The 22,453-nt window shown below is 54.3% G+C and carries 19 protein-coding genes, 6 tRNA genes and 1 other RNA gene; 13 read left to right on the top strand and 13 right to left on the bottom strand.

What is annotated here, in order from left to right; all coding sequences use genetic code 11:
* The first annotated feature begins 43 nt into the window (after nucleotides 1–43).
* Complete coding sequence (gene ligA / locus CSE01S_RS16735) at nucleotides 44–2,059, top strand: NAD-dependent DNA ligase LigA (RefSeq protein ID WP_042290826.1); 2,016 nt, start codon at nucleotides 44–46, stop codon at nucleotides 2,057–2,059.
* A gap of 1 nt (nucleotide 2,060) precedes the next feature.
* Entirely contained in the window at nucleotides 2,061–2,279 is a 219-nt protein-coding gene (locus tag CSE01S_RS16730; RefSeq protein WP_042290824.1) for a DUF3820 family protein, read from the top strand.
* On the opposite strand, the gene CSE01S_RS16725 is transcribed toward CSE01S_RS16730, so the two are convergent.
* The gene (locus CSE01S_RS16725) at nucleotides 2,276–3,274 is read right to left on the bottom strand and encodes a bile acid:sodium symporter family protein (protein ID WP_042290823.1); all 999 of its coding nucleotides are present in this window, start codon (nucleotides 3,272–3,274) and stop codon (nucleotides 2,276–2,278) included. The two genes, CSE01S_RS16730 and CSE01S_RS16725, sit on opposite strands and share 4 nt — an antisense overlap.
* 385 nt (nucleotides 3,275–3,659) lie before the next feature.
* Nucleotides 3,660–4,424: a nucleoside-specific channel-forming Tsx family protein gene (locus CSE01S_RS16720; protein WP_042290822.1), complete on the bottom strand. Its 765-nt coding sequence runs from the start codon at nucleotides 4,422–4,424 to the stop codon at nucleotides 3,660–3,662.
* 279 nt (nucleotides 4,425–4,703) lie between these two features.
* Here CSE01S_RS16720 and xapA point away from each other — a divergent pair, with 279 nt between their 5' ends.
* From xapA to CSE01S_RS16705, 3 genes are all read left to right on the top strand, one after another.
* Nucleotides 4,704–5,537: a xanthosine phosphorylase gene (gene xapA / locus CSE01S_RS16715; protein WP_042290820.1), complete on the top strand. Its 834-nt coding sequence runs from the start codon at nucleotides 4,704–4,706 to the stop codon at nucleotides 5,535–5,537.
* Between the two features lie 60 nt (nucleotides 5,538–5,597).
* Nucleotides 5,598–6,854, top strand: a complete 1,257-nt coding sequence (locus CSE01S_RS16710) for a nucleoside permease (protein WP_042290818.1) — start codon at nucleotides 5,598–5,600, stop codon at nucleotides 6,852–6,854.
* A gap of 96 nt (nucleotides 6,855–6,950) precedes the next feature.
* Entirely contained in the window at nucleotides 6,951–7,835 is an 885-nt protein-coding gene (locus CSE01S_RS16705; protein ID WP_042290817.1) for a LysR family transcriptional regulator, read from the top strand.
* 117 nt (nucleotides 7,836–7,952) lie between these two features.
* Here CSE01S_RS16705 and CSE01S_RS22450 read toward each other — a convergent pair.
* The 5 genes from CSE01S_RS22450 to CSE01S_RS16685 form a co-directional block, all read right to left on the bottom strand.
* Nucleotides 7,953–8,086: non-coding RNA, RtT sRNA (locus CSE01S_RS22450), on the bottom strand.
* A 24-nt stretch (nucleotides 8,087–8,110) separates the two neighbouring features.
* Nucleotides 8,111–8,186: transfer RNA gene (locus CSE01S_RS16700), tRNA-Lys, on the bottom strand.
* A 4-nt stretch (nucleotides 8,187–8,190) separates the two neighbouring features.
* A tRNA-Val gene (locus CSE01S_RS16695) sits at nucleotides 8,191–8,266 on the bottom strand.
* A 41-nt stretch (nucleotides 8,267–8,307) separates the two neighbouring features.
* Nucleotides 8,308–8,383: transfer RNA gene (locus CSE01S_RS16690), tRNA-Val, on the bottom strand.
* Nucleotides 8,384–8,428: 45 nt separating this feature from the next.
* Nucleotides 8,429–8,504: transfer RNA gene (locus CSE01S_RS16685), tRNA-Val, on the bottom strand.
* A gap of 257 nt (nucleotides 8,505–8,761) precedes the next feature.
* On the opposite strand from CSE01S_RS16685, the gene gltX reads away from it, so the two are divergent.
* A complete protein-coding gene (gene gltX, locus CSE01S_RS16680; protein WP_042290816.1) occupies nucleotides 8,762–10,177 on the top strand; it encodes a glutamate--tRNA ligase in 1,416 nt (471 codons plus the stop codon).
* Nucleotides 10,178–10,243: 66 nt separating this feature from the next.
* Here gltX and CSE01S_RS16675 read toward each other — a convergent pair whose 3' ends face one another.
* Both CSE01S_RS16675 and CSE01S_RS16670 read right to left on the bottom strand, forming a co-directional pair.
* Nucleotides 10,244–10,642 carry a MerR family transcriptional regulator gene (locus CSE01S_RS16675; protein ID WP_042290813.1) on the bottom strand — a complete coding sequence of 133 codons (399 nt, stop codon included), beginning with the start codon at nucleotides 10,640–10,642 and terminating at the stop codon, nucleotides 10,244–10,246.
* Between the two features lie 2 nt (nucleotides 10,643–10,644).
* Entirely contained in the window at nucleotides 10,645–11,007 is a 363-nt protein-coding gene (locus tag CSE01S_RS16670; protein ID WP_042290812.1) for a YfeC-like transcriptional regulator, read from the bottom strand.
* Nucleotides 11,008–11,228: 221 nt separating this feature from the next.
* On the opposite strand from CSE01S_RS16670, the gene CSE01S_RS16665 reads away from it, so the two are divergent.
* The 3 genes from CSE01S_RS16665 to CSE01S_RS16655 all read left to right on the top strand — a co-directional run bounded on the left by CSE01S_RS16665 (nucleotide 11,229) and on the right by CSE01S_RS16655 (nucleotide 13,815).
* Nucleotides 11,229–11,304, top strand: a tRNA-Ala gene (locus CSE01S_RS16665).
* A gap of 39 nt (nucleotides 11,305–11,343) precedes the next feature.
* Nucleotides 11,344–11,419: transfer RNA gene (locus tag CSE01S_RS16660), tRNA-Ala, on the top strand.
* A gap of 197 nt (nucleotides 11,420–11,616) precedes the next feature.
* Nucleotides 11,617–13,815 carry a bifunctional diguanylate cyclase/phosphodiesterase gene (locus CSE01S_RS16655; protein WP_042290811.1) on the top strand — a complete coding sequence of 733 codons (2,199 nt, stop codon included), beginning with the start codon at nucleotides 11,617–11,619 and terminating at the stop codon, nucleotides 13,813–13,815.
* 45 nt (nucleotides 13,816–13,860) lie between these two features.
* Here the strand turns inward: CSE01S_RS16655 and nupC are convergent, their stop codons facing one another.
* The gene (gene nupC, locus CSE01S_RS16650; protein ID WP_042290810.1) at nucleotides 13,861–15,063 is read right to left on the bottom strand and encodes a nucleoside permease NupC; all 1,203 of its coding nucleotides are present in this window, start codon (nucleotides 15,061–15,063) and stop codon (nucleotides 13,861–13,863) included.
* Between the two features lie 198 nt (nucleotides 15,064–15,261).
* Between nupC and CSE01S_RS23625 the strand changes: the two genes are divergently transcribed.
* Nucleotides 15,262–15,426 (top strand): hypothetical protein, encoded by a 165-nt coding sequence (locus CSE01S_RS23625; protein WP_420244010.1) that lies wholly within the window; start codon nucleotides 15,262–15,264, stop codon nucleotides 15,424–15,426.
* On the top strand, nucleotides 15,407–16,645 hold the full coding sequence (locus CSE01S_RS16645; protein WP_060570077.1) for an Nramp family divalent metal transporter: 1,239 nt from the start codon (nucleotides 15,407–15,409) through the stop codon (nucleotides 16,643–16,645). The genes CSE01S_RS23625 and CSE01S_RS16645 overlap by 20 nt, the downstream gene beginning before the upstream one ends.
* A gap of 47 nt (nucleotides 16,646–16,692) precedes the next feature.
* Here the strand turns inward: CSE01S_RS16645 and ypeC are convergent, their stop codons facing one another.
* Complete coding sequence (ypeC, locus tag CSE01S_RS16640) at nucleotides 16,693–17,025, bottom strand: DUF2502 domain-containing protein YpeC (protein ID WP_042290806.1); 333 nt, start codon at nucleotides 17,023–17,025, stop codon at nucleotides 16,693–16,695.
* Nucleotides 17,026–17,152: 127 nt separating this feature from the next.
* Entirely contained in the window at nucleotides 17,153–18,151 is a 999-nt protein-coding gene (mgrA, locus tag CSE01S_RS16635) for an L-glyceraldehyde 3-phosphate reductase (protein WP_042290804.1), read from the bottom strand.
* A gap of 182 nt (nucleotides 18,152–18,333) precedes the next feature.
* Between mgrA and CSE01S_RS16630 the strand changes: the two genes are divergently transcribed.
* A complete protein-coding gene (locus CSE01S_RS16630) occupies nucleotides 18,334–19,989 on the top strand; it encodes an alpha-keto acid decarboxylase family protein (RefSeq protein WP_042290802.1) in 1,656 nt (551 codons plus the stop codon).
* On the opposite strand, the gene CSE01S_RS16625 is transcribed toward CSE01S_RS16630, so the two are convergent.
* Complete coding sequence (locus CSE01S_RS16625) at nucleotides 19,990–21,225, bottom strand: ion channel protein (protein ID WP_042290801.1); 1,236 nt, start codon at nucleotides 21,223–21,225, stop codon at nucleotides 19,990–19,992.
* 204 nt (nucleotides 21,226–21,429) lie between these two features.
* Between CSE01S_RS16625 and glk the strand changes: the two genes are divergently transcribed.
* Nucleotides 21,430–22,395 (top strand): glucokinase, encoded by a 966-nt coding sequence (glk, locus tag CSE01S_RS16620; protein WP_042290799.1) that lies wholly within the window; start codon nucleotides 21,430–21,432, stop codon nucleotides 22,393–22,395.
* Nucleotides 22,396–22,453 lie beyond the last annotated feature (58 nt).

Raw genomic sequence — 22,453 nt, 5'->3', positions numbered from 1 at the left:
GAACCCCCGCCTGTCGGGGGTTTTTTATCATTGATGGTGCGATATGGAATCAATCGAACAACAACTGACAGAACTGCGAACCACGCTTCGCCATCATGAGTATCTTTACCATGTGATGGATGCGCCGGAAGTGCCCGACGCGGAGTACGATCGTCTGATGCGCGAGCTGCGCGAGCTGGAAGCCCGGCACCCGGAGTTGATCACCCCGGACTCGCCTACCCAGCGGGTTGGGGCGGCGCCGTTGGCCTCGTTCAGCCAGATTCGTCATGAAGTACCGATGCTGTCGCTGGACAACGTCTTTGACGAAGAGAGCTTCCTGGCGTTTAACAAACGCGTTCAGGATCGCTTAAAAAGCACCGATAAACTGACCTGGTGCTGCGAGCTAAAGCTTGATGGTCTGGCGGTCAGCATTCTGTATGAAAACGGCATATTGGTCAGGGCCGCAACCCGTGGCGACGGAACCACCGGGGAAGACATTACCACCAACGTGCGCACCATCCGCGCCATCCCGCTACGTCTGCATGGCGATAACATTCCTGAGCGTCTGGAAGTGCGCGGAGAAGTCTTTCTGCCCCAGGCCGGTTTTGAAAAAATCAACGAAGAGGCGCGTCGTACCGGGAGCAAAGTCTTCGCTAACCCGCGTAATGCGGCCGCGGGTTCGCTACGCCAGCTTGACCCGCGTATTACAGCGAAGCGACCGCTGACTTTCTTCTGTTACGGCGTTGGTATCCTGGAAGGTGGCGAATTGCCCGATACCCACCTGGGCCGACTGATGCAGTTTAAGGCGTGGGGATTGCCGGTGAGTAATCGCGTTACGCTGTGCGACTCTCCGGAAGCGGTTCTGGCGTTCTACCGTCAGGTGGAAGAAGACCGCCCAACGCTGGGCTTCGATATTGACGGCGTGGTGATCAAAGTGAACTCACTGGCGCTGCAGGAACAGCTTGGCTACGTTGCCCGCGCGCCGCGCTGGGCAGTGGCGTTTAAATTCCCGGCCCAGGAACAGATGACCTTTGTCCGCGACGTGGAATTTCAGGTGGGGCGTACGGGCGCCATCACGCCTGTCGCGCGGCTGGAGCCCGTACAGGTGGCTGGCGTGTTGGTCAGTAACGCCACGCTGCACAATGCCGATGAGATCGCCCGTCTTGGGCTGCGGATTGGCGACAAAGTGGTTATTCGCCGGGCGGGCGACGTGATCCCGCAGGTCGTCAATGTGGTGCTCTCCGACCGTCCGGATGATACGCGTCCGGTTGAATTTCCGGCCCAGTGCCCGGTTTGCGGTTCTGACGTCGAGCGCGTGGAAGGCGAAGCCGTTGCCCGCTGTACCGGCGGCTTAATCTGCGGCGCGCAGCGGAAAGAGTCGCTTAAGCATTTCGTTTCCCGTCGGGCGATGGACGTTGACGGAATGGGCGACAAAATTATCGACCAGTTGGTTGAGAAAGAGTATGTGCATACGCCTGCGGATCTGTTCCGGCTGACGGCAGGAAAACTGACCGGGCTGGACCGCATGGGGCCGAAGTCGGCGCAAAACGTGGTGGACGCGCTGGAAAAGGCGAAGGAGACAACGTTCTCGCGTTTTCTCTATGCGCTGGGTATTCGTGAAGTCGGTGAAGCGACCGCCGCGGGATTAGCCGCGTACTTCGGTACGCTTGACGCTTTAGAAGCGGCCTCGATAGACGAGTTGCAGAAAGTGCCTGACGTGGGAATTGTGGTGGCGACCCATGTGTTCAATTTCTTTGCGGAAGAGAGCAACCGCGAGGTTATTGGCCAACTACTGGCGGAAGGCGTGCGCTGGCCCGCGCCGGTTGCAATCAATCCCGCAGAGATCGATAGCCCCTTCGCCGGTAAAACGGTGGTTCTGACCGGCAGCCTGAGCCAGATGTCCCGTGATGACGCCAAAGCGCGTCTGGTGGCTCTTGGGGCGAAAGTGGCGGGCAGTGTGTCGAAAAAAACCGATCTGGTGATTGCCGGTGAAGCGGCAGGATCGAAGCTGGCGAAAGCCCAGGAGCTGGGCATCGACGTCATTGACGAAGCGGAAATGCTCCGCCTGCTGGGTGCCTGAAATGGAAAAAGAGCAGCTCATTGAGATCGCCAACACGGTGATGCCGTTCGGGAGATATAAAGGGCGTCGGCTGATTGATGTGCCGGAGGAGTATTTACTGTGGTTTGCCCGCAAGGATGAATTTCCGCCGGGTAAACTGGGCGAACTGATGCAAATTGCGCTGCTCATTAAAACCGAGGGGCTGACGCAGTTGGTTCAGCCCCTGAAACGCCCGCTTTAAACTTTCGCGGCGCGGCTCTCCTGCTGCGCCTGCATTTTTTCGGTCTGCTGCTTGTAGCGGCGTGCCATTACCGCACAGACCATCAGTTGAATCTGGTGGAAGATCATCAGCGGTAATACCATCATGCCGATCACCGACGTTGGAAACAGAATGTTGGCCATGGGGATACCGTTGGCGAGGCTCTTTTTTGAGCCGCAGAATACGATGGTGATTTCATCCGCTTTATTGAAGCCGCATTTGCGGGCGACAAAAACGTTTACCGCAATAACGATAGTTAATAGCACAATACTGACAACGACGATAAACAGCAGCGACCCCCAGCCTACCTTGTGCCAGATACCGTTAACCACCGCTTCGCTGAAGGCAGAGTAAACGACCAGCAGGATGGATGTCTGGTCGGTTTTCGCAATCCATTTCTTATTTTTCGCCACCCATTTACCGATCCATGGTCGGGAAAGATGACCAAGGACAAAGGGCAGCAGCAGTTGCAGCATGATTTTACCGACCTGCTCCAGACTGCCTTCCGCGCCGTGCATGTTCATCACCAGACCGACCAGCAGTGGCGAAAGGAAAATCCCCAGCAGGCTCGACGCCGATGCGGAGCAGACCGCCGCCGCCACGTTGCCGCCGGCCAGCGAAGTAAAGGCGATAGCCGACTGAACGGTGGCAGGCAGAATGCAGAGATACAGGAAACCGGTGTAGAGCATCGGATCGACGTTGACGGGCGCCCACCAGGCAAACAGTACGCCGAGCACAGGGAACAGGATAAAGGTGCTGCACATCACCCACAGGTGTAAGCGCCAGTGGCTTCCGCCCGCGATAATGGCTTCGCGCGAGAGCTTCGCGCCATGCATAAAGAACAACAGCGCAATGGCGGCGGTCGTCACGCCTTCGACGACAGGGACAAAAGCCCCTTCTGCGGGAAAAAACGACGCCAGCAAAACAACGGCGATCAGTGTCAGCGTAAACGGATCAAGAATACGAAAAAGCGTCATAACGACTCCAGGGATTCAGTACTGACATTGTGTGTATCGACTACAGAAATAACAAAGGCGTACTGCGTCTGCATATTAATGGAATCGATAGAGTATACACCGCATGTCGCTGATGCCCAGGAAAGAAGCGCTAGCGAGTAAGGGCATAGTACTTTTCCCTGCCGGGTGAAAGGTGCGTTGTGCCTGCGTGGGCGTTCAGTCAGATATATACGTTTGTCTGCTGGTTGCCAGCGGTGGTTTTTGCCCCGCCGCCGCAGTTTTGCAAGGAAGGGATGGATACATTACGGGTCTTCATAGCGCGCACCTGTTCCGAAATGACGGACCATCAAGATATCGACACAGGAGCGCAAAACTTCAGCAATGCCAGCCTTTGGCAGCCCTGCAGTCAGAAGTTAAATTTCGTCGAGTAGATAACCCCATCCTGAAGGAACGACTCTCCCAGCTTATTATCAGCGTAGCGGTACTGAATGCCTGCCGTCAGGTGCGGGGTTGCGTTCCACCATACCGCCACGGCGCCATTCATGCCATCTTTGCCTCCGTTTCCGGCGGCATAGGCGGGGGCGCGATCAAACTCGTATTCGTTCCAGTTGGTGAGGGTGAATTTCTCGCTTCCGAGAGTAAAACTGTATCCGGCAACCCATCCCATTACGTAACCATTGTCACCGCTATAATATGTCTGGTCGGTATAGCGTTTTGCAATAAATGGCTTTAACCAATAACCCGTGCCGGTAAAGTTATATCCCAGACCATACAAAAACATGTCATCATGGAAATGAATATGATTGGGGGAACCGTAGGTCCCGTATGCATGCAAATAAAGATTTAATCCGGTGTCGCCAAGATAAATACGATTGGTGTTTTTAAACGTATAGCGCTGTTCACTCCCCGGTTTTTCATTCCGTGAGCGATAAAAATTTTCCCAGTCGAAGAAAGCGTATATTTCACCCCAGCTAAAATTAGCGCCACCTTCAAGTTCCAGATAACCAAAGTCGTCTTTGTGGGATTTGCTGCTGGTTCGGTGTGTGGTATCAGACGTCCAGTCCAGGTAGTGAAGACCGATATCGGCAAATCCCCCTGTAAACTCCGCGTGGGCAGATTGCGGTAACGTTAACGCGGCGGTAAAACTTATGATAATAATATTTTTATTCATAGGGTATATTCCAGTATCCGGAAATAGATTGTTTTCGAATAATTGTTTTATTATTTAGCTCTTGTCAGCAGCAGGTATGGTATTTATGTCATGGGTGAGAAATCCAATACATAATTATTACTAATCGATAGCGAGGCGATCTTAATTGCCTATGGCGATCGATATCATTTCCATATCGATCGTCATGAGAAAGTGTATTGGAAAGTTGCAATGCTCTCTCGCTATAAAAAGAGGGTGCTGAACACAATTCATTCGATATGTAGCTTTTAAGGACATCCCATGACTCATTCCGACCTGTCACAGAATCCGTGGTATTGCGTTGATATCATTCGCGGTTACTCACCTGGCTTTACGCCGCGCGTAGCCTTTATTCTCGGTTCTGGTTTAGGCGCGCTTGCTGAAAAGATCGAAGACGCCGTGGCGATTTCGTACGAGAAGCTGCCGGGGTTCCCGGTAAGCACGGTTCATGGTCATGCCGGTGAACTGGTTCTCGGCTCTCTGGCAGGTGTGCCGGTTGCCTGTATGAAAGGGCGCGGGCACTACTATGAAGGACGGGGGATGACCATTATGACGGACGCAATCCGTACCCTCAGGCTGCTGGGCTGCGAGTTATTGTTCTGTACTAACGCTGCCGGATCGCTGCGCCCGGAAGTAGGACCAGGAAGCCTGGTGGCGCTCAGCGACCATATTAATACCATGCCGGGTACGCCGATGGTGGGGCTGAATGACGAACGTTTTGGCGAGCGTTTCTTCTCGCTGGCCAATGCTTATGACGCCGATTATCGCTCGGTTCTGCAGACGGTGGCGGCGGAAGAGGGTTTTACCCTCAATGAAGGGGTATTTGTTTCTTATCCTGGACCGAACTTTGAAACAGCCGCAGAGATTCGCATGATGCAAATGATTGGCGGTGATGTGGTGGGGATGTCGGTGATACCTGAGGTGATTACCGCCCGCCATTGTGGACTGAAGGTGGTTGCCGTTTCTGCAATAACTAACCTGGCGGAAGGGTTGGGCGATGTGACGCTCTCCCATGCGCAAACGCTCGCGGCAGCAGAACTTTCCCGGCAAAATTTTATCAACCTCATTTGCGGTTTCCTGCGCAAACTGGCCTGAAGCATATAACAATAAGACCCCGGCTTACGGGGTCGTACTCTACGGCAAGGAAGGAAAAGAATGCGTATTGCGACACGCTTAAAAATCATGTCTTTTTTGCAATATTTTATCTGGGGAAGCTGGTTGGTGACTCTGGGCTCTTACATGATTAACACCTTACATTTTACCGGAGCCAACGTGGGCATGATCTACAGCTCAAAAGGGCTGGCGGCGATTATTATGCCGGGGATTATGGGGATCATCGCGGACAAATGGCTACGCGCAGAACGTGCGTACATGCTGTGTCATCTGGTTTGCGCTGGCGTGTTGCTGTACGCAACGACCGTCACTGATTCGGACACCATGTTCTGGGTAATGCTGGTCAATGCGATGGCCTACATGCCGACAATAGCGCTCTCTAACAGCATTTCTTATTCCTGCCTGGCGCAGGCGGGGCAGGATCCGGCGACGGCATTCCCGCCTGTTCGCGTTTTCGGCACGATTGGTTTTATCGTCGCGATGTGGGCCGTCAGTCTGATGGGGCTGGAACTTAGCAGCGCGCAGTTGTATATCGCTTCTGGCGCATCGCTGCTGTTAACGATGTATGCTTTTACGCTGCCGAAGATCCCGATTGCGGAGAAGAAAGCGACCGCATCTTTAGTCAGCAAGCTGGGGCTGGATGCTTTTGTGCTATTCAAAAAACCGCGTATGGCGATCTTCTTTCTCTTCGCGATGATGCTGGGTGCAGTGCTGCAAATTACCAACGTATTCGGTAACCCGTTCCTGCATGACTTTGCCCGCAACCCGGAATTTGCCGACAGTTTTGTGGTGAAATATCCCTCAATATTGCTTTCGGTTTCCCAGATGGCGGAAGTGGGCTTTATTCTGACGATCCCGTTCTTCCTGAAGCGATTTGGTATTAAAACGGTCATGCTGATGAGCATGCTGGCATGGACGCTGCGCTTTGGCTTCTTTGCTTTTGGCGACCCATCGCCGTTTGGTTTTGTCATGCTGCTGATGTCGATGATTGTCTACGGTTGCGCCTTTGACTTCTTTAACATTTCAGGTTCTGTTTTTGTGGAGCAGGAAGTGGACGCGCGAATTCGCGCCAGCGCCCAGGGGCTGTTTATGACCATGGTCAATGGCGTCGGCGCCTGGGTTGGCTCAATACTGAGCGGCCTGGCGGTAGATTATTTTTCGGTTGACGGCGTGAAGGACTGGCAAACTATCTGGTTAGTCTTTGCGGCGTACGCTCTGGTGCTGGCGGTGATATTCGCGCTGTTCTTTAAGTATAAGCATGAGCCAGAAAAGTTAATGACCAGGTCGCTGGCACATTAATCTCTCTCGCGGCGGGTCATCTACCCGCCGTTTTATCTTATGAGCGGCAATGTGGTAACGTTGCGACGTCTCCCTCTAAACTGGAACGCACTTATCATGGAACGCGCGCATCGCATCGATCTCAAGCTACTGCGGTATTTTCTTGCGGTTGCGGAAGAACTGCATTTTGGCCGGGCGGCAGCGCGTCTGAACATGTCGCAGCCTCCGTTGAGTATTCATATCAAAGAGCTCGAGCAGCAGCTGGGGACGTTGCTGTTTGTGCGTCATTCGCGCAGCGTGGCGCTAACGCATGCGGGTAAAATCCTGATGGAGGAGTCCCGGCGGCTGCTGGCGAGTGCCAATCAGGCAATGGCGCGAGTTGAACAGATCGGGCGGGGTGAGGCGGGGCGAATCGAACTTGGCGTGGTCGGGACCGCAATGTGGGGGAGGATGCGTCCGGCGATGCGCAGTTTTCTAAAAGAAAACCCCAACGTAGAAGTACTCTTTCGCGAAAAATCACCGGGTATGCAAATGGCGCTGTTAGAGCGTCGGGAACTGGATGCCGGGATCTGGCGAATGGCGATCGAGCCTCCCTCCGGATTTACCAGCCTGCGTCTGCATGAGTCTTCATTTCTGGTCGCCGTCCCTGAGGATCATACGTTGGCCTTTCGTGAGTCAATCCCCCTCGCCGCGTTGCGGAATGAATACTTCGTCACCCTTCCGTCGGTACATTCCGATTGGGCATTTCTCCAGCGCGTATGCCAGCAGGCGGGTTTCTCCCCGATGATCATCCGTGAAGTGGTGGAGCCGCAGACGGTGTTGGCGATGATAAGCATGGGGATGGGGATCACGCTGATGGCGGATGGATACGCGCAGATGAACTGGCCAGGGGTGGCGTTTCGACCTCTGGAAGAGCGGATACCGGCGGACCTGTATGTGGTTTATGAGAAGCAGCAAACAACGCCCGCACTGGAGCGGATGATTGAGTCGTTAACGGCGTAGCGGCATTTTACCGGATGATGGCATGCTCTTATCCAGCCTACAAAACGGCGCCGTAGCCTTTCCAGTTATTAAATTCTGCATATAGCAAAAAGGCGCCTTTAGGGCGCCTTTTTACATTGGTGGGTCGTGCAGGATGACTCGGCTTCGCCTCGCCCTTCGGGCCGTCGCCGCAAGCGGCTCCGTTGTCTCACTACGTTCGACCCGAACCTGCGGCAGGTTCGAATCATTAAATTCTGCATATAGCAAAAAGGCGCCTTTAGGGCGCCTTTTTACATTGGTGGGTCGTGCAGGATTCGAACCTGCGACCAATTGATTAAAAGTCAACTGCTCTACCAACTGAGCTAACGACCCGAAGTGGTGGGTGATGACGGGATCGAACCGCCGACCCCCTCCTTGTAAGGGAGGTGCTCTCCCAGCTGAGCTAATCACCCACTTCGGTACTTCACAATAAGAAATTTAGCTGGCGAGAAAGTGGTGGGTGATGACGGGATCGAACCGCCGACCCCCTCCTTGTAAGGGAGGTGCTCTCCCAGCTGAGCTAATCACCCACTTCTCAATTTCTTATCTACACGGCGGAGACTACATAAAGTAGTTGGTGGGTGATGACGGGATCGAACCGCCGACCCCCTCCTTGTAAGGGAGGTGCTCTCCCAGCTGAGCTAATCACCCCCGCTGTGTGGAGTCGCATTATAGGGAGAGTTGAAAATGAGTCAACGCATTTTCTAAAGAAATTGTTCGTTCGTCGTAAATTTAAGCAAAACGATCGCAAATCGATCCATCAGGTATGATTTCTATACGAAAATAGCAAAGCCCACGGTTCGGGCCGTAACAACATTGAGGAATCAGGTGGGAGTGATAGAATACCGAACGTCAATTTTTCCCGGATTTGCCGGCTGTCGGCATCTTTATCAACGTAAGGCCATTTCATGAAAATCAAAACTCGCTTCGCGCCAAGCCCGACAGGCTATCTGCACGTCGGTGGTGCGCGTACTGCTCTCTATTCCTGGCTTTTTGCACGTCACCACGGCGGTGAGTTTGTGCTGCGTATTGAAGACACCGATCTCGAACGTTCTACCCCGGAAGCTATCGAAGCCATTATGGATGGCATGAACTGGCTGAGCCTGGAATGGGATGAAGGCCCGTATTTCCAGACTAAACGTTTTGATCGTTATAACGCCGTGATTGATGAGATGCTGGAAGCGGGCACCGCCTATAAATGCTATTGCTCGAAAGAGCGTCTGGACGCGCTGCGTGAAGAGCAGATGGCAAAAGGCGAGAAGCCGCGTTATGACGGTCGTTGCCGCCACGGTCACGAGCACCATGCTGACGATGAGCCGTGCGTCGTGCGTTTCGCAAACCCGCAGGACGGCTCTGTCATTTTCGACGATCAGATCCGTGGACCAATCGAGTTCAGCAACCTTGAACTGGACGATCTGATTATCCGTCGTACCGACGGGTCTCCGACTTATAACTTCTGTGTCGTTGTGGACGACTGGGATATGGAAATCACGCATGTTATTCGTGGTGAAGACCATATCAATAACACGCCGCGCCAGATCAACATTTTGAAAGCGCTGAACGCGCCGGTGCCGGTGTATGCGCACGTTTCCATGATCAACGGCGACGACGGAAAAAAACTGTCCAAGCGTCATGGCGCGGTAAGCGTCATGCAGTATCGTGACGACGGCTACTTGCCGGAAGCATTGCTGAACTATCTGGTACGTCTCGGTTGGTCCAGTGGCGATCAGGAAATCTTCACCCGTGAAGAGATGATCAAACTGTTCTCCCTGGGGGCGGTCAGCAAATCCGCCAGCGCGTTTAATACTGAGAAATTGCAGTGGCTGAACCACCACTATATCAATACGCTGGCGCCGGAATATGTGGCTACGCACCTTCAGTGGCATATCGAACAAGAACATATCGATACCCGTAACGGCCCGCAGTTGGCTGAACTGGTGAAACTGCTGGGCGAACGCTGCAAAACGCTGAAAGAGATGGCTCAAAGCTGCCGTTATTTCTATGAGGATTTCGCTGAGTTCGACGCCGATGCCGCGAAGAAACACCTGCGTCCGGTTGCGCGTCAACCGCTGGAAGTGGTGCGTGACAAACTGGCGGCAATCAGCGACTGGACGGCTGAGAACGTGCATCATGCGATTCAGGCTACTGCCGATGAGCTGGACATCGGGATGGGCAAAGTGGGGATGCCGTTGCGCGTCGCCGTCACCGGCGCGGGTCAGTCTCCAGGCTTAGACGTTACGGTACACGCGATCGGTAAAACCCGTAGCATCGAGCGTATCAATAAAGCGCTGGCGTTTATTGCTGAGCGTGAAGCACAACAGTAATCCGTTATGGAACCAGGCCGGAGAGGGCGGTTATGCCTCCCGGCCTGTTATCTGCTGACGTTGCGCTTATTGCGCTTCCGATTCCTCAATGCCCAGACGGGCGAGAAAACGACGAATACCTTCGCGCGAAAGAAATAACGCCAGCTTTTCCTGTTCCGTTTCTGACATATTCTCTATGGCATCAACGATCTGCCGAAAGGCATGACTGCGTGCGCCGGGATGGTAATCGGCCAGCGGTTCTTCGGCCTGATAAAATGCGTAATGATTGCGAAACGCAGGGATGTTCAGAATGAACTCCCGCACGCGGCTGTCGATGTGTACCAGTCTTGCCCGACCGCCTTTCACGCCAGGAAATTTTTCCGTTTCCCATTTTTGCTCACGGATCCAACGATTGACGGTTTGTCTGGCGACCCCGAGGCAGTCCGCCAGCTCTTCGGTGGTCATCTTGCTGCGTAATCTTTTCATAATTATTTGCTGTCGCGGATCCCTAAGCGTTGTAACAAACCGGTAATCCCTTCCCGAAGTAGCAAGGAAGTGATTTTTTTCTGTTCCGCAGGCGTCATTTCTTTCGCCAGCTTGATCAGCAAAGCTTCAAGCGACGCATCGCCAGGGGACGACAATGTGTCCGATAACCCCTCCGCCGAACGCTCTGCGCTGCGGATATATTCACGAACCTGTTCGTTTACGTGCACCAGACGCGCTTTACCGCCCTGAACGCCCGGTTTCGGCGATGTCACCCATCCCTCTTTACGCACCCATTTATTGATGGTCTGTCGGCTGTAACCGGTCAGATTGGCGAGTTCTTCCGGCGTCATCCGCTCCTTGAACATAACAATTCCCTGAGTAGTCGTGTGGTTAATTAGTGGTTCATTTTATAGCACCATTTTAGTAGAAACCGTGACGCGTTTAACTACTGAATGCGAGTTGATACGCAATGTTCTTCATTTGTTTGCTTTTTCAGCGATTAGCGTCAGGGGCTTTAATTTGCCGTTGACACGTGCGAAGGGAATTCATATGATGCCGCCCGTCAACTCGACAAGCTTTACGTGACGGGGCTATAGCTCAGCTGGGAGAGCGCTTGCATGGCATGCAAGAGGTCAGCGGTTCGATCCCGCTTAGCTCCACCAAAAATTGCACCCAACAATTTTGGTACGTAAAGAGATCGTGGGGCTATAGCTCAGCTGGGAGAGCGCTTGCATGGCATGCAAGAGGTCAGCGGTTCGATCCCGCTTAGCTCCACCACATTCTGAACCCTCGCTGCGAAGCGGGGGTTTTTTTATCTCAGCAATTCTTCCTGTTTTGTAATACAGTTTCTGATGAGACAGAGCCTGTTTGACACAAGGTTGCCTCGTTTTCTGGTCGCCATAGGTTTGCTTCGCGGTGTGAATAAACTTATCATTTATGTGATTAATCGTGCGTTTCGTGAGAGCAGTCAATCCATGCCAGTTAAGCATAACCTGATAAATAATATAAGAATATTCGCGCTTGCGATAACGCTCTCCATTGCTGCCATTCAGTTTTCACGCCTTATTTCTCCTCTTGCTATCGTCGACGCCAGCTATATTTATCTCTCCTGGTTACCGCTGTGTGTGATGCTGGCCATTCTGCTTATTTTTGGCAGGCGCGGCGTGGCGCCGATTGTGCTCGGCATGTTAATCACCAACGAATGGAATTTGCATCTGCCGTTTACCCAAAGTCTGGTGCTGCTCTTTTGCCAGATGCTGTCTGTTCTGGGCGTGTGCGCGCTGGTGCGTTGGCGGCTGGGCTCGCGCTGGCGACATGGTTTACCAAACCGGAATATCTGGCGTCGGGTAATATGGCTAGGTTTTGTCGCCCCGATAGGGATGAAGCTGAGTATGTATCTGGCGGGTTATTATCTCGACTTTCCGGTCGCGGTTTCCACCTTTTTTGGCACCGCAGTGGCGATATTTACCATTGTCGACATCCTGAGCCTGATCTCTGCCGCGCTGATTTTTACGATGCTTTTCTATTATCCGATGCGGATGATAGTGAACCCCCGTTATGTGCGAATCTTCTGGCGCAGAGACATCGCCCCGGCCCTTGAGAAAAAACAGCGCGCGTTCACGCTATGCTGGCTGGCAGTCCTGGCTGCGCTGCTGGCGATCATGTGCGCTCCCTTCGACAATGATTACATCGCGGGGTATATGGTGCCGGTCTTTTTCATTGTCTTTACCATCGGCGTCGGCAAACTCAGCTACCCGCTGTTGAACCTCAGTTGGGCGGTGTCGACGCTGTGCCTGCTGACCTATAACCGAAATTTCCTGCAGGGCGTCGGCTCGGAGTATTCGCTGGCGTTTATTCTTTCCGCGCTGATCTCGTTCAGTATCTGTTTGCTGTATATGACGCGCATTTATCAGCGCAGCAGTTGGCTCAATCGCCGCTGGCACCAGCAGGCGCTGACCGACCCGCTAACCCGCCTGCCGAATTTGCGCGCGCTGGAGCAATTTCTGCAAAACGAGGCGGGGCAGAGCGTGTGCTGCCTGCGGCTGGATAACCTGGAATTTTTGAGCCGGCACTATGGCATGCTGATGCGCGTACACTGTAAACGGACGGTATACCGCACCCTCGAACCTCTGCTGCTGGATAACGAAAAGATCTTCCAGTTGCCTGGCAGCGAGTTATTACTGGTGCTGAACGGCCCCGAAATGGATGCGCGTTTGCAGCATATGCTCGACCTGCTCAACAGCCGCAAAATTATCTGGAACAATACCGGGCTGGATATGGGGTACGGCGCTTCCTGGGGTGGCTGGGATGGAAAGGCGGAGACCTTACAGCCTTTGCTTGGGCAACTAAGCTGGCTGGCCGAGCAGTCCTGTGCGCATCACCGGGTGATGGCGCTCACCAACAGCCTTGAAGTCGCCACTGGACAGACGACCGAACGCGTACTGTTGCTCAATAAAATTCGTAAAGCGCTGGATGACGGCGATCTGCTGCTTTACGCGCAGCCGATCCGCGACTGTGAAGGCAAAGGCTATGATGAAATTCTGGCGCGGCTGAAAAGCGATGACGGGGTTATGACGCCGGATCAGTTTATTCCGCTGATCGCTCAGTTTAACCTCAGCGCACGCTTTGATCTGCTGGTGGTTGAAGCCTTGCTGACGTGGCTTTCAGCGCATCCTTCCAGTGAACCAGGACCACGCTTCTCGGTTAATTTAATGCCGCTAACGCTGCTGCAAAAAGAGACCGCCCCGCGGATCATTCGCCTGTTTAATCGCTACGGCATCGCGCCGCAAACCGTGATTATCGAGATTACCGAAGAACAAGCGTTCTCTAACTCGGAAGTCAGCATGCAAAATATTGAACAACTGCATAAGTTTGGCTTCAGAATCGCTATCGATGATTTCGGTACCGGATACGCCAACTATGAGCGCCTGAAGCGCCTGCAGGCTGACATCATTAAAATTGATGGCGTGTTTGTGAAGGACATCCTGAACGATTCGCTGGATGCCATGATTGTGAAGTCGATAACCGATCTGGCGAAAGCAAAATCCTTGAGCGTGGTCGCCGAATACGTTGAAACGCCAGCGCAGCGGGATCTGCTGTTAAGTATGGGCGTGAACTATTTGCAGGGCTATTTGATTGGGCGGCCTCTGCCGCTTGACGCGTCGCAGACGTAAAAAAGCCGGAGAAAGCGTCTCCGGCTTTTACATGACGCTGTTGCCTTACAGAACCAGCGCGGCGATAGACGCAGAGAGCACGCTCACCAGCGTAGAACCGTAGACCAGTTTCAGACCAAAGCGGGAAACAACGTTACCTTGTTCCTCGTTCAGACCTTTGATGGCGCCGGCAATAATCCCGATGGATGAGAAGTTAGCGAAGGACACCAGGAACACCGACAGGATCCCTTCCGCGCGCGGAGAGAGCGTAGAGGCGATTTTCTGCAGATCCATCATTGCGACGAATTCGTTGGAAACCAGTTTGGTCGCCATAATACTGCCCACCTGCAGCGCTTCGTTGGACGGCACCCCCATCACCCACGCAACCGGGTAGAAGATATAGCCCAGGATGCCCTGGAAGGAGATGCTGTAGCCGAACCAGCCGGTCACGGTAGCGAACAGGGCGTTCAGCGCGGCGATCAGGGCGATAAAGCCGATCAGCATGGCCGCAACGATAATCGCGACTTTAAAGCCAGCCAGGATGTACTCACCCAGCATTTCGAAGAAGCTCTGGCCTTCGTGCAGGTTAGACATCTGGATATTCTCTTCGCTGGCATCAACGCGGTACGGGTTGATCAGCGACAGAACGATAAAGGTACTGAACATGTTGAGCACCAGCGCAGCCACCACATACTTCGGCTCCAGCATGGTCATGTACGCGCCAACGATAGACATGGAAACGGTCGACATCGCTGTCGCCGCCATGGTGTACATACGGTTGCGGGACATTTTGCCGAGAATATCTTTATAGGCGATAAAGTTCTCAGACTGGCCGAGGATCAGCGAACTTACCGCGTTGAAGGATTCCAGTTTACCCATGCCGTTGACTTTGGATAACAGGAAGCCGATCGCGCGGATGATCACCGGCAGCACGCGGATGTGCTGAAGAATACCAATCAAAGCAGAGATAAAGACGATTGGGCAGAGCACCTTCAGGAAGAAGAAAGCCAGACCCTGATCGTTCATGCTGCCAAAGACGAAGTTGGTACCTTCATTGGCGAATCCGAGCAGTTTTTCGAACATTTCGGAAAAGCCTTTCACGAAGCCCAGCCCGACGTTGGAGTTCAGGAAGAACCACGCCAGTAAAACTTCGATAACAAGCAACTGTATAACATAACGAATGCGAATTTTTTTACGGTCACTGCTTACCAGCAATGCGAGGATCGCAACAACGGCTAGCGCCAGGACAAAATGAAGGACGCGGTCCATATTTGCTCCAAATATGAGGCAGGTTTAATTTCCGTGCACATTCTATGTAACAGATACAAAGAAAACGAGATCTAACACACACTATAATCAGGACCTGTGACGAGATTCAAAAATAGTGATCACGCATACACTTCTGTTATGTCTAGTACCGAAGTGAATAGTTACGTCCTTGTGCTAATCTTATAACGATTGTTAAACATGCCGCGGGCATTTTCCGTATCCGCAGACCTTATCGTTCCAGCCTATCTGAGAAATCATTATCACCTGTCGCCGTTGCATTTGATAACCATTCTCATTAGGCGTAGCATTAAACATAGCAAAGGCTATATTTCCGGGGCACAAGATGACAGACGATCGCGTTGAGCGTAGCAGTGGAAGGGCAGCGCGCAAGTTAAGGCTCGCATTAATGGGACCTGCGTTCATCGCAGCTATCGGATATATCGATCCAGGCAACTTTGCCACTAACATCCAGGCGGGCGCCAGCTTTGGTTATACGTTGCTGTGGGTAGTGGTTTGGGCAAACCTGATGGCAATGCTGATTCAGGTGTTGTCAGCGAAGCTGGGCATCGCGACCGGCAAGAATCTGGCCGAACAGATTCGCGACCATTATCCCCGTCCGGTGGTGTGGTTTTATTGGGTGCAAGCGGAAATTATTGCGATGGCGACCGATCTCGCGGAGTTCATCGGCGCGGCGATTGGCTTCAAACTGATCCTTGGCGTCTCGCTTCTGCAAGGGGCGGTGCTAACCGGTATTGCCACGTTTCTGATCCTGATGCTGCAGCGTCGGGGGCAAAAGCCGCTGGAAAAAGTGATCGGCGGCCTGCTGCTGTTTGTGGCAGTGGCGTATATTGTCGAACTGATTTTTTCCCGGCCAGGCCTTACGCAATTAAGTAAAGGGATGATCATTCCCAGCTTGCCGAACGGCGAGGCGGTTTTTCTGGCCGCCGGGGTGTTGGGCGCAACGATAATGCCGCACGTCATTTATCTACACTCGTCTCTTACCCAGCATTTACACGGTGGAACGCGCCAGCAGCGCTATGCTGCAACGAAATGGGATGTCGCGATTGCGATGACGATTGCCGGATTCGTCAACCTGGCGATGATGGCGACCGCGGCTGCGGCGTTTCACTTCAGTGGTCATACCGGGGTAGCCGACCTCGATCAGGCCTATCTGACCCTTGAACCTTTGCTCAGTCATGCGGCGGCAACGGTTTTCGGACTGAGTCTGGTCGCTGCAGGGCTGTCATCAACGGTTGTGGGAACGCTGGCCGGACAGGTGGTCATGCAGGGTTTTGTGCGTTTCCATATTCCTTTATGGGTTCGCCGTGTCATCACCATGATGCCGTCATTTATTGTCATTTTACTGGGGTTGGATCCGACGCGGATACTGGTGATGAGCCAGGTGCTGTTGAGTTTTGGTATCGCGCTGGCGCTGGTGCCGTTGCTGATCTTTACCAGTGATGGCGCGCTGATGGGTGAGCTGGTGAATACCCGCAGAGTGAAATTAATAGGCTGGATGATTGTCGTGCTGGTTGTGGTGCTGAATATCTGGCTGCTGGTGGGAACGGCGCTGGGACGGTAAAGAATAAGCCGGGTGAAACTACCCGGCTTAGTGAGGTAATGAACGGCTTAATCGTGGTGTCTGTGACCGTGGCCGCGTCCACGTCCGCGATGGTCGTCACGGTCGCGCCAGCCTTCACGGTATCCGCGCTCGTAAGCTTTGCGTTTATCCCAGCCGCGGTGTTTGCCGTTATCATGTCGCCACCAGCGGTCGCCACGCCATTCATAGTGACGATGCCAGTAATCACGGTCGCGCCAGTAGCCACCGTCCCAGTATCTGCCATAGTCGTCGCGATCGCCAATGTGTAATTTTATCGATGGCAACAGGGTGATTTCTCCCGCGTTTGCGGCCAGCGGTGCAAAAGCCAGCAAGGCTGCCGCGAGAATCAGTGACCTGAACATACTTTTTTCTCCTTCACGATCGAAGCCGTAATCGGCCTGTTAACGCAATTTTACGAGGTAGTAAAGTTGCGTTTTATCGCCTTAACTCTTAAATGATGAAGGAGAGCACGAAATGCTAAAGGCGTCGTTAATCTTCGCCCTTCAGTATGCTGTCGATCGCGGCGCACTCCTGCGGGGTGAACGCCCGGTTCGCCAGCATTCCAACGGCATCTTCGATCTGCGCGGGCTTACTGGCGCCAATCAGCACCGAAGTGACGTTATCGTTACGCAGCACCCACGCGAGCGCCATTTGCGACAGCTTTTGTCCACGCTTTTCCGCCAGCGCGTTTAACTGACGCACTTTTTCCAGCTTTGCCTCTGTCAACTGTTCCGGTCTGAGGAAACGGCTTCCGCTCGCCGCACGGGAGTCGGCTGGAATACCATTAAGGTAACGATCGGTGAGTTGTCCACCTGCGAGCGGTGAAAAGGCGATACTACCCACCCCTTTTTCCTGCAATAGCGCGAGTAATCCGTCTTCAACCCAGCGCTCAAAGAGGGAGTATTTAGGCTGATGAATCAGACACGGTGTGCCTAAATCATTGAGGATATCGATGGCTTCACGGGCGCGGTCGGCAGGGTAGTTCGATAGCCCTACGTACAGCGCTTTGCCCTGACGCACCACATGGTCCAGCGCTTTCATGGTTTCCAGCAGCGGCGTGTCGGGATCCGGACGATGGTGGTAGAAAATGTCCACGTACTCCAGCCCCATGCGTTTCAGGCTTTGATCGAGGCTGGCAATCAGGTATTTGCGGGAACCCCAGTCGCCATACGGGCCGTCCCACATGGTGTAGCCCGCTTTGGTGGAGACGATCAGCTCATCGCGCCAGGGAAGAAAATCTTCCTGCAGAATGCGGCCAAAGTTACGCTCAGCCGACCCCGGCGGAGGACCGTAGTTATTGGCAAGGTCGAAATGCGTGATGCCGAGGTCAAACGCCCGTTGTAGCAGCGCCCGACTGTTCCCCACCTGGGTGGTATCTCCGAAGTTATGCCACAGTCCGAGCGATATGGCAGGTAGCTTCAGGCCGCTCTGACCGCAGCGGTGGAACGTCATATTCTGATAGCGATTTTCATCAGGCTGGTAAACCATTGTGTTTCCTCGCGGTGAGTTCAGCTTTACAGTGTATACGTTTACACTGCCTCTTTTTCAATCACATTCTGCGCCGCGCCGCCTGTAAAGGCTGCTTTCCACTCCCATCACGATTACTTTCTGGACAGGCCACACGGTTATTCAATACTCAACATGTGATGACCTTCAAAAGGAAAGCTGTCATGCAAAATCCCTATAGCGTTGCGGATTACCTGCTTGATCGACTGGCAGGCTGTGGGATTGAACATCTGTTTGGCGTACCGGGCGATTACAATTTGCAGTTCCTTGATCATGTCATTGACCACCCGGCTGTCCGCTGGGTGGGGTGTGCGAATGAACTGAATGCCGCTTACGCCGCCGACGGTTATGCCCGCGTGGCGGGGGCTGGGGCGCTGCTCACTACCTTTGGCGTTGGGGAACTGAGCGCGATTAACGGTCTGGCAGGCAGCTATGCTGAATACGTGCCCGTATTGCACATCGTCGGCGCTCCCTGTAGCGGGGCGCAGCGCCGGGGAGAACTGATGCACCACACGCTGGGGGATGGGGATTTTCAGCACTTTTACCGTATGAGCCAGGCTATCTCAGCCGCCAGCGCGGTGCTGGATGAACACAACGCCTGCTATGAAATTGATCGCGTAATGCAAATTATGCTGACCTCTCGTCGTCCTGGCTACCTGATGTTACCCGCAGACGTGGCGAAGCGCCCGGCGTTCCCGCCGACCAGAGCACTCTCTTTGACGTTGCCAGAATCGCAGGAGAGCGTGGTCACCGCGTTCCGCTATCAGGCTCGCAAGATGCTGATGAACAGCAGTCGTGTGGCGTTGCTGGCTGACTTTCTTGCCTGGCGATTCGATTTACAGCCAATCCTGCAACGCTGGATGGCCGAGACGCCCATGCCTCACGCGACCTTGCTCATGGGCAAAGGGCTGTTTGACGAACAGCAGCCGGGTTTTGTTGGCATCTACAGCGCAGGGGCCAGCAGCGAATATGTTCGTGAGATCATCGAAGGCGCGGATACCACTATTTGCGTGGGGACGCGTTTTGTCGACACGCTTACTGCCGGATTTACCCAACAGTTTGCGGCGCAGCGCACGATAGACATTCAGCCGCAGGGCGCCCGGGTCGGCCAGATCTGGTTCAGCGGTTTATCGATGGAACAGGCCGTGACTACCCTGCGAGAGCTGTGCCTGGAGCTGTCGTTTGCGCCGCTACCCGTGAAGCCCGCGGGCGAATCAGCGAGGGTCGAAAAAGGATCGCTGACCCAGGAAAACTTCTGGCATACCGTGCAGCAGGCCCTCCAGCCAGGGGATATCCTTGTGGCGGATCAAGGAACGGCGGCCTTTGGCGCAGCCAGTCTGTCACTGCCGACCGGCGCGGAACTGCTGGTGCAACCGCTGTGGGGATCGATTGGTTATGCGCTCCCGGCGACCTTTGGCGCGCAGTTGGCGGCGCCCGGGCGGCGGGTGATACTGATAACCGGCGATGGCGCGGCACAACTGACGATTCAGGAAATAGGATCGATGTTGCGGGAAGCATTGTCGCCAGTCATTTTGCTGCTTAACAACGACGGATATACCGTTGAACGGGCGATCCACGGTGAAACACAGCGTTATAACGACATTGCGCCGTGGAACTGGACCCAGATACCTCGCGCTTTCAGCCTGAAGGAAGGCGCGGCGTGCTGGCAGGTCAGTCAGGCTATCCAACTGAAAGAGGTGCTGGCGCGCCTGTCGCAGCCACAGCGGCTGTCGTTGGTTGAAGTGATACTGCCAAAAGCCGACGTACCGGCGCTGCTGCGCGCGGTGACCCGGGCGCTGGAGTCACGCAACAGCGGATGACTATTTTTCCCGTCGGTGAGCAAGCATCATCGGCTTGCCGGCCAGTAGCAGCCAGGCCGGCAGCATAACGATGCACAACAGCGGCAGCAGATTGGCGTCGGGCACCACCACGGCGGCCATAAATAAACTGAGCCAGGCGTCGCGGGTAACAACCAGCACCATGCCGAGAATCGCGCAGGAGACGGTAATCGCCGTCGGTACCGCGTCGACATGCGCGTGCAGCATCAATCCTAATGCGACGCCGACAAAGACAGCCGGGAAGATTCGCCCGCCGCGAAATCCGCAGGCGGCCGCCACTACCAGCGCCGCGAGTTTGATCACCGCCAGCAGGAAAAAGTCCGTAGCGCTAAGGGTCTGACTGAACGCCATCTGTTGCATTTCATCCAGGCCTTTAAACAGCGACAGGGGACCGCCAATCACCCCCAGTACGCCGAGCATGAATCCGCCGACGCCAAGAATAAGCACCGGGTTTTTCAGCCGATGTAGCAAAAAATGCAGACGCGGCAGGCACCATACCGCCACCATCCCTGCGGCTATGGCGATCGCCGCGACCACCGCGCCGCTGAAAATATCCACCAGCCGCATTTGCGTGTAATGGGCAATGGGCAGCGAAAAATGAGGATGGAAGAACAGACTGGTGGTCAAGGACCCTGCCGCTGCGGCCATCAGCGGGGCGAAAAGACGATCCCAGAGCGGAACATCGTCAGAACTGTTCAGCGTTTGCGAAAAGATCAGCGCGGCAGCGACAGGGGTGCCAAACAACGCGCCAATCGTGCCTGCGGAAGCCAGTATCGTCCAGTCGAGTGCGTTTACCCGCGGCATTAATCGACTGCCTAACGTTACCGCCAGCGCAATATTCACGGCCATGATGGGATGTTCCGGCCCGAGGCTAACCCCGCCTGCCAGCCCCAGCACCAGCGCCACAATCAGGCCTGGCAGCGCGCCAGGCGCGACCGGGGCGCTGATCAACGGCTCGGTCGCCGGATCGGGTCCGGCGTGACCCGGGCTGTAGCGGATCACCAGTCCCACCAGTACGCCGGTCAGCGTCAGGATGAGCATTATCCAGGCTGGGGAATCCGGGACAAGTCCGAAACTGCCCGGCAGGCGCTGCCACAGGACAAGCTGCAATACTGAAGCAAATTTCATTACTACAATAAGGACTAAACTTGACGCTATCCCAAGAATTAACGCGGGAAGCGACAATAACAGCATGGTTCTGGCTCGCGGATGGAGCATGGTTTTTTCCTTAATGCCGAATCTCGCGCTCAGTTTGCCGCAGTTGCCTTTCAGCGACGCGGCAAATGGTGCTGAAACGATAAAGTTATTGTGTGACCGGGATCGATATTTTCAGGGGACTTGCCTTTCTGGCGTTGTTGTTATGCCCCTGTGAATTTACAGTGTGGCAAAGACTTATTTTGACTTTAGCGGAGCAGTAGAAGAATGACAAAGTATGCTTTAGTGGGCGATGTGGGCGGCACCAACGCGCGTCTTGCTCTGTGTGACGTCGACAGCGGTGAAATCTCGCAGGCCAAAACGTATTCCGGCCTCGATTATCCCAGCCTCGAAGCCGTTGTCCGGGTTTACCTCGACGAACATCAGGCGAGCGTGGAAGATGGGTGTATCGCGATCGCCTGTCCGATCACCGGCGACTGGGTCGCTATGACCAACCATACCTGGGCATTTTCTATTGCGGAAATGAAAAAGAACCTCGGCTTCAGCCATCTCGAAATCATCAATGATTTCACCGCGGTGTCGATGGCGATCCCGATGCTGAAGAAAGAGGATGTGATCCAGTTTGGCGGGGCGGAGCCGGTTGAAGGTAAGCCTATTGCGGTGTATGGCGCCGGAACCGGGCTGGGCGTGTCGCATCTGGTACACGTCGACAAGCGCTGGATCAGCCTGCCGGGTGAGGGGGGGCATGTGGATTTCGCCCCTAACAGTGAAGAAGAGGGGATCATCCTGGAAGTGCTGCGCGCCGAAATCGGTCACGTTTCCGCCGAACGCGTACTTTCCGGACCGGGTCTGGTGAATCTGTACCGGGCGATTGTCAAAGCAGATGGCCGTCTGCCGGAAAATCTACAGCCAAAAGACATCACCGGGCGGGCGCTGGCGGACAGCTGTATCGACAGCCGTCGCGCGCTGTCGCTTTTCTGCGTGATCATGGGGCGCTTTGGCGGCAACCTGGCGTTGAACCTTGGTACCTTTGGCGGCGTGTACATCGCTGGCGGCATCGTGCCGCGTTTCCTTGAATTTTTCAAAGCCTCCGGCTTCCGCGGCGCTTTTGAAGATAAAGGACGTTTTAAGGCTTATGTGCAGGATATTCCGGTTTATTTGATTGTTCATGATAATCCCGGTCTGCTTGGCGCAGGCGCGCATCTGCGCCAGACGTTAGGGCAAATTCTTTAGTTGGATGCCGGACGGCCGCTTGCGCTGTCCGGCGCCGGATACTCCTTTTCTTTGTCAA

The organism is Citrobacter sedlakii NBRC 105722 (assembly GCF_000759835.1).
Lineage (GTDB): Bacteria > Pseudomonadota > Gammaproteobacteria > Enterobacterales > Enterobacteriaceae > Citrobacter_A > Citrobacter_A sedlakii.
This window is presented reverse-complemented; position numbering and strand designations above follow the sequence as displayed.